This window comes from Pseudoalteromonas rubra (assembly GCF_005887095.1).
In the GTDB taxonomy this organism is placed as follows: domain Bacteria; phylum Pseudomonadota; class Gammaproteobacteria; order Enterobacterales; family Alteromonadaceae; genus Pseudoalteromonas; species Pseudoalteromonas rubra_E.
The window spans coordinates 273,799-290,444 of record NZ_PNCI01000008.1 but is presented as its reverse complement, the minus strand read 5'-3'; the positions used below and the strand labels follow the sequence as shown (position 1 = coordinate 290,444).

Genomic DNA, 16,646 nt, shown 5'->3' with positions numbered 1-16,646 from the left:
GCCGGGTTAGCTGACCCGGCTGTGTTTGATGGCGCGCACTACTTAAATGTTGCCAGCAGCTGAATCAGCTGTTGGAGTTTAAAAACCGCTTTTTTGAGTTGTGCTTCGTCCAGCTGTTCGGCCTGGCTCAGGGCTTCAACATCGGCCGCGACATCGAGTACATAGGGCTTGAAACGTTTGGCTGCAAAGTCAAACCCCGCATCTTCAGAAAACAGTGCCTGGAATTTTCCGTGACCTTGTTGCTGTAGTTCGTCTAATTTTTTATCGGCATCAAGTGCTTGACGGTAAACAAGTTTTAGATTTTCATTCAGCTTTTCGATAACGGCTTGCATATTTTTCCTAAAGACTTATGTGAACTGGCCGATATTGTACTTGGATCCATCAATCTTGTCAGGTATAAGCTTATGAATATATCCGGAAGTAACCTACCTGCTATGTCTGGGACGGGGCAAAGCGGCGAAGTAATGAGCGCGCAGCTAGCCAAAAAACAGCAAAAAGCAGATGGACAAGCCGCCCTGGCCTTAATTGAATCTGCTGGTAATTCAGCTCCAGCAAAATCAACCACGGCCACCATGGGCAATAATATCAACGTCTACGTGTAGGCATTGATATGCTGTGCCTAACCTGAATTCGCAAACCTTTGCTTGCGTGTGGTATCAGGCCGGGCTCAGTCCCAAATCAATCGGCGTCTTACTAGGTTGGCCGCCGATTTCTCTTACCAGCTTGGGGACCAAAAAGCCTGGCAACGCATCCAGTAATCCATGCATCAGCGTAATGGCCTCTTGTTCCGTGACGTCAAAATGACTCGCTCCTTCTACTTTATCCAGTAAGTGCAGGTAGTAAGGCATTATGTCTGCGTTAAACAAGGCTTCGCTCAGTGCTTGCTGAGCAATCAGGCTGTCATTAATCCCTTTGAGTAATACCGCCTGATTTAACAGCATCACGCCGGCACGTTTGAGCTTTTGCATTGCCGCAGAAAAGTGTACATCGATTTCATTGGCATGATTAATATGGTTTACCAGAACGGGCTTCAGGCGACTATGACTCAGTATATCGCATAAGCTGTCTGTGATTCTGGCTGGGATCACCACAGGTAAGCGTGTGTGTACTCTAAGGCGCCTGAGGTGTGGAATGGCTTCAAGGTGCTCAAGCAGCCAGGCCAGCATGTCATCTTTGGCCATCAGTGGATCTCCGCCACTCAAAATGACCTCGTTAATCTCCGGGTGTGCCTTCAGATAGTCGAAGACAGTGTGTAAAGTACGCTTATTGAGTTGATTATCCTGATAGGGAAAGTGTCGACGAAAACAATAGCGGCAGTTAACAGCGCAGCCGGTTTTAAGCATCAACAACACTCTGGAACGATATTTATGTAGCAAGCCAGGCAGCGCAGCCTGTTGTTCGTCGAGGGGATCTTTGTTAAATCCGCTTTTCGCCAAGAATTCCTGGTGCTGAGGCAGCACCTGCAGCAACAATGGATCCTGAGCATCCCCATAGCGCATTTTTGCAATGAATGGACGCGGAACCCTAAGTGGAAACAAGCGCTTAGCGGCTAAATCCTGTTCGCTGAAGTGGCCCTCCAGACCGACCAGTTTGAGCAGTTCATCGGCATTGGTGACGACATTCGCCAATTCTTTTTGCCAGTTAGTATGCAAATTTACTTCATTTATTTGTATCATTAGCGGGTTTATTACTCGAAATACAAAGATTAGAGGATACGATGGCGAATTATAGCACCAACGAATTCAAGGGCGGCCTAAAAATTATGATCGATGGAGAGCCTTGCTCCATTCTGGAAAATGAAGTGGTCAAGCCCGGTAAGGGCCAGGCGTTTAACCGCGTTAAGATCCGTAAGCTGATCTCAGGTAAAGTTTTAGAGAAAACTTTTAAGTCTGGCGAATCGGTTGAAGGTGCGGACGTCATGGACACAGATCTGGCTTATCTGTATACAGACGGCGAGTTCTGGCACTTTATGAACAATGAAACCTTCGAGCAGATCGCTGCCGATGAAAAAGCATTGGGCGACAGCGTGAAGTGGCTGGTTGAAAACGATGTATGTACCATCACACTGTGGAATGGCAGCCCAATTGCTGTGACACCACCTAACTTCGTAGAACTGGAGATCACTGAAACAGATCCTGGTTTGAAAGGTGACACTGCGGGTACAGGCGGTAAGCCTGCGACCTTGAGCACAGGTGCTGTTGTACGTGTTCCTCTGTTTGTGCAAATTGGCGAAGTGATCAAAGTAGATACACGCAGCGGTGAATACGTCAGCCGGGTTAAGTAAGCCAGCCCGCGTTATTATCAGTTTGCCCGAGCGTTAGGCGAACTGCTAAAGCACATAGTTAAACGGATCCCGGCAGCTGCCGGGATTTTTTGTCTGGAGTCATTATGAGTCATGCAATATCAGACACGGCATCTGAGTGCTTATGGGCACCCAGTGCCAGCATAGATACCTTACGCCAGCGTGCTGCGATCGTCGCAAAAATCCGGATGTTCTTTGCACAACGTGACGTGTTGGAAGTGGAAACACCAAGCCTGGCACAGGCGTCAGTCACGGATGTCCACCTGGCGACTTTTTCAACCTCGTTTGTCGGACCCGGTCATGCGGCGGGTACGCCTTTATATCTGCAGACATCGCCAGAATTTGCCATGAAGCGCTTACTGGCTGCAGGGAGTGGGCCAATTTACCAGCTTGGTAAAGCCTTTCGTAATGAAGAATCGGGTCGTCACCACAATCCTGAATTTACTATGCTGGAGTGGTACCGCCCCGGATATGATGAGTTTGCACTGATGGCTGAGGTAGATGCCTTGATGCAAACTATTTTGGGCTGCCCCAAGGCTGAGTCACTGAGTTATCAGCAGGCCTTTATTCAGCACCTGGGCATAGACCCGCTCACAGCGTCGCTGAATGAACTCAGGCATCTGGCTTGTCAGCGTGGCCATGAGCACATTGCAGAGCAAGAGCAACATCGCGATACGCTACTGCAACTTTTGTTCTGTATGGAGATTGAGCCGTTAATTGGCCAGCAGGCACCGTGCTTTGTCTATCACTTTCCGGCCTCTCAGGCTGCACTGGCTCAGCTCAACGCCGAGGACCCCAGAGTCGCGGGGCGGTTTGAGTTGTACTATCGTGGTATGGAGCTGGCCAATGGCTTTAATGAGCTGACGGATGCGGTTGAGCAGAGTGCCCGGTTTGATGAGGACAATGCACTGCGCACAGCAATGGGGCTGGCACCGGTGGCCAAAGACGCGCGCTTTTTGGCGGCATTAGCACAAGGTTTGCCTGCTTGTGCCGGGGTCGCGTTGGGCGTTGACCGGCTGGTGATGCTGGCAACCGGTAAAACGCAATTAAAAGAAGTCATTGCGTTTGATATAGACAGAGCCTGACCCAAAGGTTTACCCGCTGGGCCAGCGCTGGCCCTACACAAAGCGTTTTAGCTCTTGTTGCGTCTTAGTGGAGCGCTGCTGTGCGTCTTGGCAGTCCTGCAGGGCCGCATCTATTTGTGCTTTGGCCGACTGTCCTAACTCTACAATTCGTTGTACGGAGCCATGGGTATGTTGCTGCGTCGACTCAAGCTGATGTACGGCACTGACGATCTCTTCGAGTTGTGACTGATTACGCTCAAAGTCTTCAGACATATCGACAAACCCCTGTGAGGTGGTGCGAATGGCTTGTTCGGCAGAGCTGGAATGATCTATCAGCTGTTCTGACTCCTGATGCGTTTCTCCCACTAACACATCCATTTGGTTGATAAAATCACTGATCTGACGGGTCGCGTCGTTGACTTTGACCGACAGGTTACGAACTTCATCGGCCACCACCGCAAAGCCACGGCCAGCTTCACCGGCCCGAGCAGCTTCAATGGCGGCATTCAGCGCCAGCAGGTTGGTCTGATCGGAAAATTCTTCGACCATTTTCAAAATGCTGCGAATATTCTCGCTGTTCTCTTTTAACCCTGCGACGGTTGATGAAAAGCTACCCAGCAGGTGAGTAATTTGCTGCACTTCTTTGACCAAAGTGGCCAGTGATTGTGACGAGCCGCGGACAAAGTGCAGGCTTTCGGTGTTGGCCTGATATACCTGATCGGTATTGTGCACTATGCTTTGCAGGCTATGCGTCACCTGGTCGCTGGCAGCGATGATGGTATCGCCCTGATCTATCTGTTGGCCACCCAGCAAGGCGGTTTGCTTCATTGAGTCGGTAACCTGTTGATTGCTGCGATTGGCTGCCTCTGCACTTTGATAGGTGGCAGCCAGCAACTCACTCAGATGCTGCGTAAAGGTATTATATTGCTCACTGAGGTCGCGAAATTCGTCGTAGGTAAACTGGGGCAGTCTGGCATCCAGATCGCCGTCCTGACGATTGATCTGTTCCAGTGTATCTCGCATGGCTTGCACGGGCCGCACAATGAGGTAGCGCATATAGAAAAAGGTGAAGATAAACGCACCGACTGAGATCAACGCAAGCAACCAGAATATTCCGGTAGATCCCCCGTGTTCAGTCAGCTCACCGTGTAGCCATAGCAAGGTGATGATTTGAAAAACTAATAAAAACCCCAGATTGCCAAAAATCTTACGGGTGAGGGTGAAGAACAACGATTCTTCGATCAAATTATATATGCGCATGTATAAACTCATATTTGGCTCTTCACTGTGCCTTTTAGCATACAGTATAGAGTAAACCCGGCAGGTGCAACTGTTTACAGGTTAAGCAATTTATTTTAGTCAGCGGCATAATCCGGTGAGTTGTCTGCCCTGTCAATTGGCCTGAGACGAATGGTTCAGCTGCTGCTGGATCACCATTTTGGCGTAACAAGGATAATTACTGAATATGCCGTCTACACCATAATCTAACATTAATTCAATGTCTTTGGCTTTATCGACGGTGTAAGCCAGAACTTTAAGGCCACGCTGTTTGGCATCCTGTACAAACTCATGATTGATGAAATTTTTATCCATGTGGATGCTTTGTGCATGAAGTTGCTGAGCAAACTGCGCATAAGTAAGCGGAATTGACGCCGTCAGTGCGCCAATCCTGACCCAGGGCAATTTCTGTTTAAGCCACAATAACTGATGGTGATCAAAAGACGACAGCAATAGCTGGTTTCTGGTGATCACGCCACGCTGCACGTTGTCTTCTAGGGTTGCTACAAATTTATCCAGACTGAAGGTATGCTTGAGCTCCAGGTTAATGGTGGTTTGCTGGCCTATGGTATCCAGCACTTGTTGTAGCGTAGGCACAGGCTCGTTATTACTGAGCTTGAGCTGAGACAAAGCCTCGCGACTGGTTTCATTGACTTTACCCCGCCCATTGGTGGTGCGATCCAGCCAGGTATCGTGAATAATGGCGTAATCATCCAGACAACTTTGTACATCGAGCTCTACGCCGTCGACGCCCACTTCCAGTGCTGCCTGAATGGCGCTGAGTGAGTTTTCCGGATAGTTTCCACTGGCACCTCGGTGTGCAAAAACCTGGATCATAGCTTATTCCTTGTGATCGACCACGTTTCATAGCAGGCTGCACTGACAACCAGGACGCCCCCTGCCAGGGTGGTTAGAGTTATGGTTTCTGCCAACAGCATATAAGCCAACACCGTTGCGTACAAGGGTTGCAAGCAAGAAATCAGCCCTGCGGTTGTCGCTGATAAGTAACGTAAACTGGACGCAAATAAAGCATGCGGGATAGCCGTAAAGACACAGCCTGCCAGTACGATCAGAATGAGGTTGTCCGTGCTTAATTCTGTCGGTGGAACCTCAACAAAAGCACACAGCATCAATGCGGCTATCAGGGTTTGGTAAAACATGGTGTGTGGCCCGCCATAGCTGGAAAACAGCTTTTTCTGCAGCAGATTTCTAAGTGCAAATAAGACCCCGGAAATAACGCCAGTGACTATGCCCAGCGTGATTTGATTTCCGGGATCGCTCGATGGTACCAGCAGATAAATGCCCAACATCACCACGACAGCTGTAAACACATCTTTGCGTTTCAGGCGACTGCGGAAAAACAGTGGCTCAAGCAGAACCGTGATAACCGGGTAGGTAAAAAACGCAATCACGCCCACAGCGATCCCAGCCATTTGCATGGCGGCAAAATACGTCACCCAGTGCAGTCCGACGCAAATACCCAGCAGCATCACGATGGCATAATCTTTTGCCGCATTGAGCTTAAATACACTGCCTTTGAAGGCGAGTATACATGCCAGTGTGACGAAAGCGATGGCGGTACGATACACCGTAATATCCAGCGCTGAGAGGGAGATCAACTTAGAGAATAACGCGGTACCACCGAACAGCAGTACAGCCAGGTGTAAATTAACTAATGAGGATTGTTCGGGGCGCATAGCGAACTCGGTATGTTTTTCATCAGCTTACCATGGTAAACAGATGTCACTAAAGCACAATGACAAAACACGATACTCTGGATATTGCACACGCTCATGTAGTGTAAAACCTGATTTCATTGATACTTTATAGGATAAAAGGGTTAGGTGTAATCTCGTGTAATGCCGTGTGGATTAGATTTTGCTTCCTGCCAGCACAAAATTAATACTATACTAGTAGTTCTTTTTGACGATGTTTAATGCGGTATGGGCGATCCTAAACAACTTTTACAGATCCTGGCTTTAACTTCGTGCGTGTGTGCGTTGTTTATGATGGTCAATTGGTTCATTCATCGCCGTCTGCTGGGCACCGCATTCTGGGCCGGCTTTTCGCTCTGTACAGCGCTGGGGTGTATTTTCATCGCTTCTTTTTCCCTGCCCGTGACCTGGACTATTTTTATCCCAAACAGTCTGATCTTAATTGGTTTGTATTGCCTGAGTCGGGGCAGTGAAGCGTTTTTTTCTGTGCCGCGTCTAAGCTGGCCCTGGTGGTTACTTGGCGCCATCTTTTTTCCTGGCTACCTGTACTACACCTATATTGATGCCAACTTCATTGCCCGCGTAATACTCAATTATCTTGGCTGGGCACTGAGTATGCTCTTATGCCTGCGGGCACTATGGCTGGGTCAGCGGCGTCAGTGGCAGAGTTTTTCTCCGGCGCACTGGGCCTTCGCCTTATCCTGTGTGTGCCTGTTTGCAGTCTTTACTGTGCGGGTGTTGATGCTCCATCATTATACTCAGCACGATAGCCTGACAACCAATAATTGGGTGAATCAGTTCTTCTCTGTGTCTGTGATCGTCATGCCTCTGATCTTGTGCTTCTCGTTATGTTTATTGTGTAGTGGGCGGCGTGAGAAAGAGCTCCACGAGCTACGTCATCGTGCCGAGCTGGCAGCACAGCATAAAGAACGCTTTCTGACTTTGCTAAGTCATGAACTCAGAACGCCTTTAAATGCCATTGTTGGGCATGCCGAGTTGCTTAAACGTGCGCCGCGTGAGCCACAACAGCATGCGCAGTTTTGTGATGTGATTATTGCCACATCCATGTCGATGTCCGATCTGGCCAACCAAATTCTGTTGCAGGCACGTGGTACTGTGCCCAATACCACCGTTGAACCAGTTAATCTTGCACATCATCTTAAGGAGCTGATGACATTTTTCAGACCCCTTGCTGAGAAAAAGCACTTAAAGCTGACACTGACAATGCAAGGAATAGATACCAACTTACAGGTGATGCTGGACAAAGACCCGTTTACACTGGTGATCAAGAATCTGCTCTCTAATGCCATCAAGTATACGGAGCGTGGAGAGGTGGAGTTGATTGTCTATGGCTATGGGCTCAGCCAGACGCGTCATCAGCTGCGCATTGCAGTGAAAGACACCGGGATCGGACTGAGCCCAGCTCAACAACAAAAAGTGTTTGAACCCTTTGTGACCTTCGGGGCATCGCGTGCTATTGCCGACAGTGCCGGGGTAGGCCTGGCTTTATGCAAGCAACTGCTGGAGAACATGGGGGTTGACCTGGAAGTCGAAAGTGAGCCTGATAAAGGCAGCGAATTCTTCTTTGAAATGCAGGTCAACTCGGAACTGACTAAACAACTTGATGTGGCAGACAGCAAACCAACGTCACTGGGGGAGGTGTCTGTATTGGTCGTGGAAGACAACCACCTGAACCGGGAAGTGGTACGCGGATATCTCGATAATCTGGGCCTTTCATACTGCCTGGTTGAAAATCTTGCTGCGGCTCATGCACAACTGACACACAGTCATTTTGATGTGGTATTGCTGGATATGCATTTGCCGGATGGTCATGGGCTGGAGTGGTATCAGGCAAACTGCAACCAGCTGCCAGCCCTGGCATCTGCGGTTGTTATGGCGCTGACGGGCGATGTGGATCAGCAAGCCCGTCAGGCGTATCAGCAGGCGGGTATCTATGACTGTCTTGAAAAGCCGTTGCGTATCAACGCATTGCGCCAGGCATTAGAGCGCATTGTGCAAGAGAACAACAGTGGTCTGGCAGCAACCGAAGCGGCTTATGTGGACCTGGCCTTTGTTGAGCGCCAGTTAAGTGAATCCACCGAACGCTCAGAATTTTCCTCTCGCTTAATGTATCTCAGTGACAGGCTGGACTACGAATTCGCTCAATTGCGGGGTCTGGCTGATATTCAAGCCGATGAGTCTTTACGTGAGAAATTATTACAACTGGAGCACGAAGTTGAACAGTTAGGGTTGTATGCGTTGCGTCAGGCATTACACCAGACCAGACGGCGTGCGGCTCAGGAGCGTGACATTGACTGGTCTGCCTTACATCAGTTTGCTAAGCAAAGTGCCTCGGCTCTGCAATCCTGCCACCAGCGCAAGAATGCCTGAGTGCTTGAAAAAGCGCAAGGTTAGGTGGGCCATTGGCAGGATTTGAGTTAGAATACAGGTATAACTTCTCTACATACTCAGTGAATGTCTAAACAGGATCCTTATCTCAGCCGAGAACAAGAAAAATACGACAACCCGGTGCCCAGCCGCGAGTTTATTCTTGACCATATTCAGAAAAGCAATAACAAGACTAACTTCAATCAGCTCTGTCAGGACCTTAAGGTCTTTGAAGATGAGCGGCAAATCGCGTTTAAGCGTCGCCTGAGGGCTATGGAACGTGACGGTCAGTTGTTTTTCAATAAGTTTAAATGTTACGTGATCCCAACCGAAGACGGCCTGGTAAAAGGGCGTGTCATCGGGCACCGAGACGGATTTGGTTTTCTGGAAGTAGAAGGGGAAGCCAAAGACTGGTTTATCACTAAGTATCAGATGGACAGAGTATTACACGGTGACTGGGTGCTGGCGAAAGCGGGCTCCCGTGGTTCCGGTGGCAAAGTAGATGCGCGCATTGTGCGGGTGCTCGAAAAAGAACGTGCACCGCTGGTGGGGCGCTTTTTTGTTGAGCATGGCATGGCCGTGGTTGTGCCCGAAGACCCGCGCATTACTCAGGACATTATCATTTTACCTGGCAGCGAAAATGGCGCCCGTCATAATCAGATGGTCCAGGTGGAGATCACGCAAAGCCCCAGCAAGCAGATGAACGCAGTGGGTGAAGTCACAGAAGTGCTGGGCGATCATATGGCGCCGGGTATGGAGATTGAGGTGGCGCTGCGCAATCATGAAATCCCCTATGAGTGGCCACAGGCGGTGCTGGATCAGGTCGCTGAACACGGCGAATTTGTTGCCGAGCCCGACAAACTTGGCCGGGTCGATTTACGTGAACTGCCGCTGCTCACCATAGACGGGGAAGATGCCCGGGATTTTGATGATGCAGTTTACTGCGAGCGTAAAAAGTCTGGCGGCTGGCGCCTGTGGGTTGCCATTGCTGACGTGTCTCACTACGTACCTAAAGGCAGTGCACTGGATAAAGAAGCCATTGCTCGGGGGAACTCAGTGTATTTCCCTGAGCAGGTGGTCCCCATGCTACCCAAAGTGCTGTCTAACGGCCTGTGTTCTTTGAATCCACAGGTGGATCGCCTGTGTATGGTGGCCGAAATGACGGTGTCCGAAGCGGGGCGTTTGTCCGGCTACCGGTTTTATGAGGCCGTTATGAATTCTCATGCCCGCCTGACCTACACCAAAGTCCACGCGATGTTGCAGGGCGATGAAGGATTGCGCGAGCAGTATAGTGAACTGTACCCGCATATCAGCGAATTACACCAGATGTATATGGCACTGAAATCTGAGCGTCAGGCCCGCGGTGCCATTGAGTTCGAAACCCTGGAAACCCGCTTTGTTTTCAATGCCCATCGTAAGATTGAGTCGATTGTTCCTGTGGTGCGCAATGACGCGCACAAGCTGATCGAAGAATGTATGATCCTGGCGAATGTGTCGGCAGCACGCCTGCTGGAAAAACATGAAGCGAGTGCCTTGTATCGGGTGCATGACCAGCCCGATCCGGAAAAGCTCAGCCAGTTTAGGTTATTTTTGCAAGATCTGGGGATCGAAAGCACGCTTGGCCATGAGCCAACCCCGTTGGAGATCACTGAAGCACTGGCAGGTTTGGGGGAGCGTCCCGAGCTAGAGCTTATCCAGACAATGCTATTGCGTTCAATGAAGCAGGCAGTGTACCAGCCAGACAACATTGGTCATTATGGCCTGGCCCTGAAAGCCTATGCACACTTTACGTCACCCATTCGTCGTTACCCGGATCTGGTGGTGCATCGTGCCATCAAAGGGATTTTGGCGGAGCAGGGACAGCAGGTGTCGGGTGCCTACGTTTATGAGAGTGATGAGGCCAATCAGCTGGGTGAACAGTGTTCAATGACCGAGCGTCGCGCGGATGATGCCACGCGCGAGGTTGCAGACTGGCTTAAGTGCGAATTTATGCAGGATCATGTCGGTGATGAGTTTACCGGAGTGATCTCCTCAGTTACTAACTTTGGCCTGTTTGTACGACTCGATGAGCTGCAAATCGATGGTATGATCCATGTCAGCAATCTGGGTCACGAATATTTCCATTTTGATGGTGCCAAACACTGCCTGATTGGTGAGCACAGTCGAAGCGTATTCAGACTCGGTGACAAGCTGAGTGTGGTGGTAAATTCCGTGAGCCTGGATGAGCGGCGCATCAATCTGGCCCTGGCGGAAGAAGCGGTGCCGGATCGCTATGCCAGACGGCGTCGTAAAACAACGACAGACAGCACGGCTAACAGTGTTCGTGCACAACTGAAAGACGGCAAGATCCCGGGCAAAGCCAGCAAAGACAGCAAAGCCGATAAAGACGCGAAAGCGGTTAAAGGTGACGGGAAAAAGCCGAAAAAGAGTAAGAAAACCACGCCCAAAGGCAAAGCTAAAAAAGCCAAACAAGCTGCCACTTTGACTTCTAAGAAGAAAGCCAAGAAAAGCGCCAGCAAGACCAAGGCAAAGCGGCCGGGAAAAAACGCGCGTAAAAGAAACAAATCGAGTGCGGGAGCATAATTTTGAGTAATGAATTAATCTATGGTTTCCATTCCATTGAAGCCATTTTATCTACCACCCCAGAGCGTTTTTTAGAGATCTATGCGTTAAAAGGGCGGGACGACAAACGCCTTAATGCGGTAGTCAATGAAGCGCGTAAGTTCGGTATTTCAGTCCAGTTTATGCAACGTAAGGCGCTGGATAACAAAGCCAACGGTGAGCAACATCAGGGGATCATTGCCAATGTGAAAGCCGCCAGAATACTCAATGAGCGCGATCTGGATGAGATCTTAGCCAGAGAGTCTGCGCCGTTCTTTTTGGTACTGGATGGTGTTACCGATCCGCACAACCTGGGAGCCTGTTTACGTAGTGCCGATGCCGCGGGTGCACACGCGTTAATCGTGCCAAAAGATAAATCTGCAAAACTAAACGGCACGGCCCGAAAGGTGGCGTGCGGAGCAGCAGAAACAGTACCGCTTATTCAGGTAACCAACCTGGCACGTACCCTCAGAGACATCAAAGAAGCGGGTGTCTGGGTCGTTGGTACCGCAGGTGAAACAGAGACTGAACTATTTGATGCCAGTCTCACAGGGCCTATTGCAGTGGTGATGGGAGCTGAAGGTGATGGTATGCGCCGGCTAACTCGCGAACATTGCGATGTTTTAGTGAAAATACCTATGGTAGGCACAGTGTCCAGCCTGAATGTATCGGTGGCCACCGGTATTTGCCTGTTTGAGGTGCTGCGTCAGCGAAATGCTCAGTAGCCCCATGGTCTGGCGCATGAGAAAGGCAAGCTTAGCTTGCCTTTTTTGTTGCTGAATCCAGCAGCAGCGCCTGTAACTGAGGTAGGGTATCGACCGTGTAGGTCGGACTGATCTCTGCCGGGCAAGTGGCACCAGGGTGGCGTAGCCAGCAGCTGTCGATACCAAAACGGTTGGCACCCAGCACGTCACTGGCGGGGGTGTCGCCAACCATGAGTACCTGTGACTTATCCGGATTGCCCAGTAGTGACAGGGCATGCTCAAACACTCTTGAGTCGGGTTTCGCCACGCCTACCTGCTCAGAGATGACAATGCTATGAAAATAATCTTTAAATCTAGTATGTGCCAGGCGTTTTTCCTGTAGGGCTGTAAAGCCATTGGTGATGATTGCGAGGGTGGCTTTGCCTTGCAGGGCATGCAGTAATTCAGCTGCCCCTGGCAGCGGCTTACACAGCTCAGCCATGGCTTCCAGAAAGCCCAGATTGAGGTTCTCAGCTGGCACATTCAGGCGTTCGGACCAGAATTTAAATCGTGTCACTTGTAGTGTCTTTGCTGTGATTTCGCCGTTCTGATATTGCACCCACAGCGGTTTGTTGATGCGCTGATATTCTTCATTATCGGCTTCACTAAAGTCCACGCCGTAGCGGGCAAACAGGGTTTTCAGACCTAAAAAGGCATTGAAACTGAACAGGGTCTCATCGGCATCGAAAAGAATATGGGTATATTTCATGAATACAGCTCGGCATGATTAAAGGGGGCCATAGCCAGCAGCAGGGCCTGGGTATAAGCACTTTCGCGGGTCGCCAGGTGATTGGTCAGTAACCCAATTGCCCCACCTTTTTGTTTAATATTGTCGGTATCGAACATACGGTCCATGACATGACCCAACTCTTCACCACCAAGCAATGCATCATAAATGCGTTGCGGCAGTGGCAGATTGGCGCTGCGACCTACACTTTCCTTTAGTCCGTCAGATATCACCACAAAAGCAAAGGTAGCGGGGCCGTAAGCAAACTGGTGGGCACCGCCCTCCATTGCGCAGTAATAATCGGCTGTGTGGTGGTCAACTAAGTGATGCACGCGATTTTGTGCACCTAACAGAGTGTCCGGCTCTCCCAATGGCTGATCAGCGACCCCACTTGGGGCATGCAAGCCTTCACACTGGATATCGTGATCCGGGTAATATTGCATAAATATCTGCCGTGCGGCATTGATCTTAACCGGGTTCTTTGACCCGACGAGTACCTTAATAACTGCCATCTGCGATGCCCTGAAAAATCGCTAGTGTAACGGCTGTGATGGCACGGCTGCAAGCGGTGAAGTGTAACCGGGCATTAAACCGGTAAGTCGAGTGGAACGATTTGCTCAAGCGCCCGTTTTTTGGTGAGCAAATCTTTGATAAGTGGTGTTAATACCAACTCCATAGCCAGCCCCATTTTACCACCTGGCACGACCAAAGTGTTCACACGAGACATAAAGCTGCCCTGGATCATCTGCAGATAATAGGGAAAATCAACGTCTTTGATATCCCGAAAGCGGATCACCACGAAGCTCTCATCCAGCGATGGGATGTCTTTGGCGCTAAATGGGTTGGAAGTGTCTACCGTGGGAACGCGCTGAAAGTTGATATGGGTACGCGAAAACTGCGGCGTGATGTGGTTAATGTAATCATCCATACTGCGCACTATGGAAGTCATTACGGCTTCTCGTGAGTGGCCTCGCTCATGGGTATCGCGGATCAGTTTCTGGATCCATTCCAGATTAATAATGGGCACCATGCCTATCAGCAAATCAACATGGTGGGCGACATCGTGCTCTTCGGTGACAATGCCACCGTGCAGACCTTCATAAAACAGCATATCGCTGTTGCTATCCAGTTCCTGATATGGAGTGAAAGTACCGGGTAATTGGTTATAGGGCACAGCATCGTCAAAGGTATGCAGATAACGCCTGACTTGCCCGGTGCCTGTCTGACCATAAGTGGCAAACAGCTCTTCCAGGGCAGCAAAATCATTGGCTTCCTGGCCAAAGTAACTCAGGTGCTTACCTTCTTGCAGGGCTTCTCGCTTAAGCTTGTCCATTTCCGGGCGGGTGTAACGATGAAAGCTGTCACCTTCTACGATTTCGGCTTTGGCGTCCAGGCTGCGAAAGATATGTTTTATCGCGGCTGTCGTGGTGGTTGTACCGGCACCAGAACTCCCCGTGATCGCGATGATAGGATGCTTTGCAGACATTTTGTCCCCTTACCTGGCCCAGTTGGACTGAGCGTAACTTCCGATTAACACCATTCGATGTTACTCGATAAGGGAAAATTCGCAAGGCATTTTGCGGTGACTTAAGCGCCAGTGATTGAGTTCCTGCTGTCGCTCGGTATGATAGCGAAAAAAGCAAGGGATATAACACAATGACATTGTTGAAAAAGATTATCGCAACCTGGTTGCTGCTGGGCGTAACGCAGACGGTAAGTGCCATGCCAGTATCGCAACTCTGGCTGGCTGAAGAGCAAGACGGGGCACTGTCAGTAACGCCCATTAGTGCGGCAGATGGCTATCACAACCAACCTTTGGTTGTCGACAATGGCGTTTACTTCACCCAACAAGTATCCAGTGAGGATGGAGCACAAACCGATCTGTTTTTCTACGACTTTACGACACAGGTCGCTCGCAATCTGACTAACACTCCGGTATCTGAATACTCTCCAACGTTATACCCTCATGGTGACGGCCTATCAGCGGTGGTGGTTGAAGCCGATGGCTCGCAAAAGCTCTGGTATTATCCATTTTCCAAGGAGCTGTCACCTCAGCGACTGTTTGCCCATATCGCGCCTGTGGGGTATCACGCCTGGGGTGACAATGAACAGCTGGTGATGTTTATTCTTGGTGAGCCGCACACTTTGCAGTTTACCGATTTAAGCGGACACCTGCCGAAAGTCGTAGCCCGTGATATTGGCCGTACTCTGGCATATAACGCCGCGCGAAAAATCTATAGTTTTACCTATACCGAGCAGGGACAGCAGTGGTTTGCCAGCTTTGATGCGCAAACCCAGGTCATCACTGAGCACTTCGCATTACCTGCACAGGTGCAGTATTACACCTGGTTTGATGACAATACGGTGGCCTATGCCATTGCGGGTCGAATTTATACGCGTCATTTAGATAACCCGGATCAGGTCACTCTGTGGCGTAATTTGTCAGCATATTGTTCGGGCACAATCTCGCGTTTGAGTAAGCAAGGAGGGCGACTGGTGTTTGTGTGCGACCCGGCAAAGACGAAGTAGTACATTGCTGGCCAATCACTGACACATAGGACATGATCAATTACAATGAACACTATTATGGATCCAGGAAAAAAAATATGACCGTCTTAGTTACCGGTGGCGCCGGGTATATTGGCTCACACACCGTTTTGGAGTTACTTTCTGAAGGAAAGGACGTCGTCATTGTTGACAACTTGAGCAACGCGTCACAGCAGTCATTGCAGCGTGTCCAGGCCTTAACCGGGCGCGATGCAACCTTTTATCGCGGTGATATCTGCGATAAAGCCTTTTTGGACAAGGTGTTTGCTCAGCACCAGATCAGTCAGGTTATTCACTTTGCTGGCCTCAAAGCAGTGGGCGAATCAGTACAAAAACCGGTTGAGTACTATCAAAATAATGTTCAGGGTACGCTTACCTTACTAGACGCGATGCGTGACGCTGGGGTGTTCCAGCTGGTGTTTAGCTCCTCTGCGACTGTGTACGGCGATCCGGCCAGTTTGCCCATTCGTGAAACGTTTCCTGTCGGCGGTACAACTAATCCTTATGGTACGTCAAAGCAGATGGTGGAGATGATCCTGCAGGACTTAGCCAAGTCTGATGAGCGCTGGGCGTTTGCCATTTTGCGCTATTTTAATCCGGTTGGCGCGCACGTTTCGGGTCAGATTGGTGAAGATCCCAATGGCATACCCAACAACTTATTGCCTTACATTGCCCAGGTTGCGGTGGGTAAGTTGGCACAGTTGGGCGTATTCGGAGACGATTACGATACCCATGATGGTACAGGCGTGAGGGACTATATCCACGTGGTTGACCTGGCCATTGGTCATCTTAAAGCCTTAGATAAGATTGCTGAGCAGTCCGGTACGCATATTTACAATCTGGGCACAGGCAATGGTTATTCGGTGCTGGATATGGTGAAAGCCTTTGAAAAGGCGGCGGGAAAACCTATTAACTACGAAATTAAACCACGCCGCGACGGCGATATTGCGGCTTGTTATGCCGCGCCTGAAAAAGCCCTAAATGAGCTGGGTTGGCGCGCTGAACGTGGCATTGATGAAATGATGCAGGACACCTGGCGCTGGCAAAGCCAAAACCCAAACGGGTATGAAGGTTGACTTCTCTGGGCGGCTCAATACGGTCGCCCACTCCCCAATCTCTCTGCGCTGGATGAAACTAACCACAACAGCGTGTATAATTCTCCCCTTATCGATTTTGATGACCACAAGCGGCGCCTTATTTGCAGAACATAGGCTGGAATGTGGTTCGTTTATTGACGTTGGTGGCGGTTTGGAACCGTGATCAGAGTGTTTCAGAGGTAGT

General features: G+C 50.0%; 16 protein-coding genes. 8 read left to right on the top strand and 8 right to left on the bottom strand.

Annotation, left to right across the window (positions count from 1 at the left end; translation table 11 throughout):
- Positions 1-38 precede the first annotated feature (38 nt).
- Positions 39-332, bottom strand: coding sequence for a prephenate dehydrogenase (locus CWB99_RS04645; protein WP_138545235.1), 294 nt, complete (start codon positions 330-332; stop codon positions 39-41).
- A gap of 72 nt (positions 333-404) precedes the next feature.
- Between CWB99_RS04645 and CWB99_RS04640 the strand changes: the two genes are divergently transcribed.
- Positions 405-602: a hypothetical protein gene (locus CWB99_RS04640; protein ID WP_040644570.1), complete on the top strand. Its 198-nt coding sequence runs from the start codon at positions 405-407 to the stop codon at positions 600-602.
- A 54-nt stretch (positions 603-656) separates the two neighbouring features.
- Here CWB99_RS04640 and epmB read toward each other — a convergent pair whose 3' ends face one another.
- On the bottom strand, positions 657-1,676 hold the full coding sequence (gene epmB, locus CWB99_RS04635; protein ID WP_138550812.1) for an EF-P beta-lysylation protein EpmB: 1,020 nt from the start codon (positions 1,674-1,676) through the stop codon (positions 657-659).
- A 41-nt stretch (positions 1,677-1,717) separates the two neighbouring features.
- On the opposite strand from epmB, the gene efp reads away from it, so the two are divergent.
- Both efp and epmA read left to right on the top strand, forming a co-directional pair.
- Positions 1,718-2,284, top strand: coding sequence for an elongation factor P (gene efp / locus CWB99_RS04630; RefSeq protein WP_046004845.1), 567 nt, complete (start codon positions 1,718-1,720; stop codon positions 2,282-2,284).
- Positions 2,285-2,388: 104 nt separating this feature from the next.
- On the top strand, positions 2,389-3,387 hold the full coding sequence (epmA, locus tag CWB99_RS04625) for an elongation factor P--(R)-beta-lysine ligase (RefSeq protein WP_138550811.1): 999 nt from the start codon (positions 2,389-2,391) through the stop codon (positions 3,385-3,387).
- Between the two features lie 33 nt (positions 3,388-3,420).
- Here epmA and CWB99_RS04620 read toward each other — a convergent pair whose 3' ends face one another.
- The 3 genes from CWB99_RS04620 to CWB99_RS04610 all read right to left on the bottom strand — a co-directional run bounded on the left by CWB99_RS04620 (position 3,421) and on the right by CWB99_RS04610 (position 6,341).
- Positions 3,421-4,626: a methyl-accepting chemotaxis protein gene (locus tag CWB99_RS04620; protein ID WP_138550810.1), complete on the bottom strand. Its 1,206-nt coding sequence runs from the start codon at positions 4,624-4,626 to the stop codon at positions 3,421-3,423.
- Between the two features lie 132 nt (positions 4,627-4,758).
- Positions 4,759-5,481 (bottom strand): glycerophosphodiester phosphodiesterase, encoded by a 723-nt coding sequence (locus CWB99_RS04615; protein WP_138550809.1) that lies wholly within the window; start codon positions 5,479-5,481, stop codon positions 4,759-4,761.
- Positions 5,478-6,341, bottom strand: a complete 864-nt coding sequence (locus tag CWB99_RS04610) for a DMT family transporter (protein WP_138550808.1) — start codon at positions 6,339-6,341, stop codon at positions 5,478-5,480. Before CWB99_RS04610 ends, CWB99_RS04615 begins: the two co-directional genes overlap by 4 nt.
- Positions 6,342-6,650: 309 nt before the next feature.
- On the opposite strand from CWB99_RS04610, the gene CWB99_RS04605 reads away from it, so the two are divergent.
- The 3 genes from CWB99_RS04605 (at position 6,651) to rlmB (ending at position 12,073) form a co-directional block, all read left to right on the top strand.
- Positions 6,651-8,750: an ATP-binding protein gene (locus tag CWB99_RS04605; protein WP_171045260.1), complete on the top strand. Its 2,100-nt coding sequence runs from the start codon at positions 6,651-6,653 to the stop codon at positions 8,748-8,750.
- 84 nt (positions 8,751-8,834) lie between these two features.
- Positions 8,835-11,330 (top strand): ribonuclease R, encoded by a 2,496-nt coding sequence (gene rnr / locus CWB99_RS04600; RefSeq protein WP_138550806.1) that lies wholly within the window; start codon positions 8,835-8,837, stop codon positions 11,328-11,330.
- 2 nt (positions 11,331-11,332) lie between these two features.
- Positions 11,333-12,073: a 23S rRNA (guanosine(2251)-2'-O)-methyltransferase RlmB gene (gene rlmB / locus CWB99_RS04595; RefSeq protein ID WP_138550805.1), complete on the top strand. Its 741-nt coding sequence runs from the start codon at positions 11,333-11,335 to the stop codon at positions 12,071-12,073.
- A gap of 31 nt (positions 12,074-12,104) precedes the next feature.
- On the opposite strand, the gene yjjG is transcribed toward rlmB, so the two are convergent.
- The 3 genes from yjjG to CWB99_RS04580 all read right to left on the bottom strand — a co-directional run bounded on the left by yjjG (position 12,105) and on the right by CWB99_RS04580 (position 14,304).
- On the bottom strand, positions 12,105-12,800 hold the full coding sequence (gene yjjG, locus CWB99_RS04590; protein ID WP_138550804.1) for a pyrimidine 5'-nucleotidase: 696 nt from the start codon (positions 12,798-12,800) through the stop codon (positions 12,105-12,107).
- A complete protein-coding gene (gene yjjX, locus CWB99_RS04585) occupies positions 12,797-13,330 on the bottom strand; it encodes an inosine/xanthosine triphosphatase (RefSeq protein WP_138550803.1) in 534 nt (177 codons plus the stop codon). Before yjjX ends, yjjG begins: the two co-directional genes overlap by 4 nt.
- Positions 13,331-13,404: 74 nt before the next feature.
- On the bottom strand, positions 13,405-14,304 hold the full coding sequence (locus CWB99_RS04580; RefSeq protein WP_138550802.1) for a phosphoribulokinase: 900 nt from the start codon (positions 14,302-14,304) through the stop codon (positions 13,405-13,407).
- 170 nt (positions 14,305-14,474) lie between these two features.
- Between CWB99_RS04580 and CWB99_RS04575 the strand changes: the two genes are divergently transcribed.
- Both CWB99_RS04575 and galE read left to right on the top strand, forming a co-directional pair.
- The gene (locus CWB99_RS04575) at positions 14,475-15,347 is read left to right on the top strand and encodes a hypothetical protein (RefSeq protein WP_138550801.1); all 873 of its coding nucleotides are present in this window, start codon (positions 14,475-14,477) and stop codon (positions 15,345-15,347) included.
- A 77-nt stretch (positions 15,348-15,424) separates the two neighbouring features.
- Positions 15,425-16,441: a UDP-glucose 4-epimerase GalE gene (gene galE / locus CWB99_RS04570; protein ID WP_138550800.1), complete on the top strand. Its 1,017-nt coding sequence runs from the start codon at positions 15,425-15,427 to the stop codon at positions 16,439-16,441.
- The last annotated feature ends 205 nt before the right edge of the window (positions 16,442-16,646 follow it).

Excerpts from the sequence above, each read along its gene's own strand:
- CWB99_RS04615 (WP_138550809.1), bottom strand. The coding sequence starts at position 5,481 with ATGATCCAGGTTTTTGCACACCGAGGTGCCAGTGGAAACTATCCGGAA.
- yjjG (WP_138550804.1), bottom strand. The coding sequence starts at position 12,800 with ATGAAATATACCCATATTCTTTTCGATGCCGATGAGACCCTGTTCAGT.
- yjjX (WP_138550803.1), bottom strand. The coding sequence starts at position 13,330 with ATGGCAGTTATTAAGGTACTCGTCGGGTCAAAGAACCCGGTTAAGATC.
- galE (WP_138550800.1), top strand. The coding sequence starts at position 15,425 with ATGACCGTCTTAGTTACCGGTGGCGCCGGGTATATTGGCTCACACACC.
- epmB (WP_138550812.1), bottom strand. The coding sequence starts at position 1,676 with ATGATACAAATAAATGAAGTAAATTTGCATACTAACTGGCAAAAAGAA.
- CWB99_RS04575 (WP_138550801.1), top strand. The coding sequence starts at position 14,475 with ATGACATTGTTGAAAAAGATTATCGCAACCTGGTTGCTGCTGGGCGTA.
- CWB99_RS04580 (WP_138550802.1), bottom strand. The coding sequence starts at position 14,304 with ATGTCTGCAAAGCATCCTATCATCGCGATCACGGGGAGTTCTGGTGCC.
- CWB99_RS04605 (WP_171045260.1), top strand. The coding sequence starts at position 6,651 with ATGATGGTCAATTGGTTCATTCATCGCCGTCTGCTGGGCACCGCATTC.
- CWB99_RS04610 (WP_138550808.1), bottom strand. The coding sequence starts at position 6,341 with ATGCGCCCCGAACAATCCTCATTAGTTAATTTACACCTGGCTGTACTG.
- rnr (WP_138550806.1), top strand. The coding sequence starts at position 8,835 with ATGTCTAAACAGGATCCTTATCTCAGCCGAGAACAAGAAAAATACGAC.
- CWB99_RS04620 (WP_138550810.1), bottom strand. The coding sequence starts at position 4,626 with ATGCGCATATATAATTTGATCGAAGAATCGTTGTTCTTCACCCTCACC.
- epmA (WP_138550811.1), top strand. The coding sequence starts at position 2,389 with ATGAGTCATGCAATATCAGACACGGCATCTGAGTGCTTATGGGCACCC.
- efp (WP_046004845.1), top strand. The coding sequence starts at position 1,718 with ATGGCGAATTATAGCACCAACGAATTCAAGGGCGGCCTAAAAATTATG.
- CWB99_RS04640 (WP_040644570.1), top strand. The coding sequence starts at position 405 with ATGAATATATCCGGAAGTAACCTACCTGCTATGTCTGGGACGGGGCAA.
- CWB99_RS04645 (WP_138545235.1), bottom strand. The coding sequence starts at position 332 with ATGCAAGCCGTTATCGAAAAGCTGAATGAAAATCTAAAACTTGTTTAC.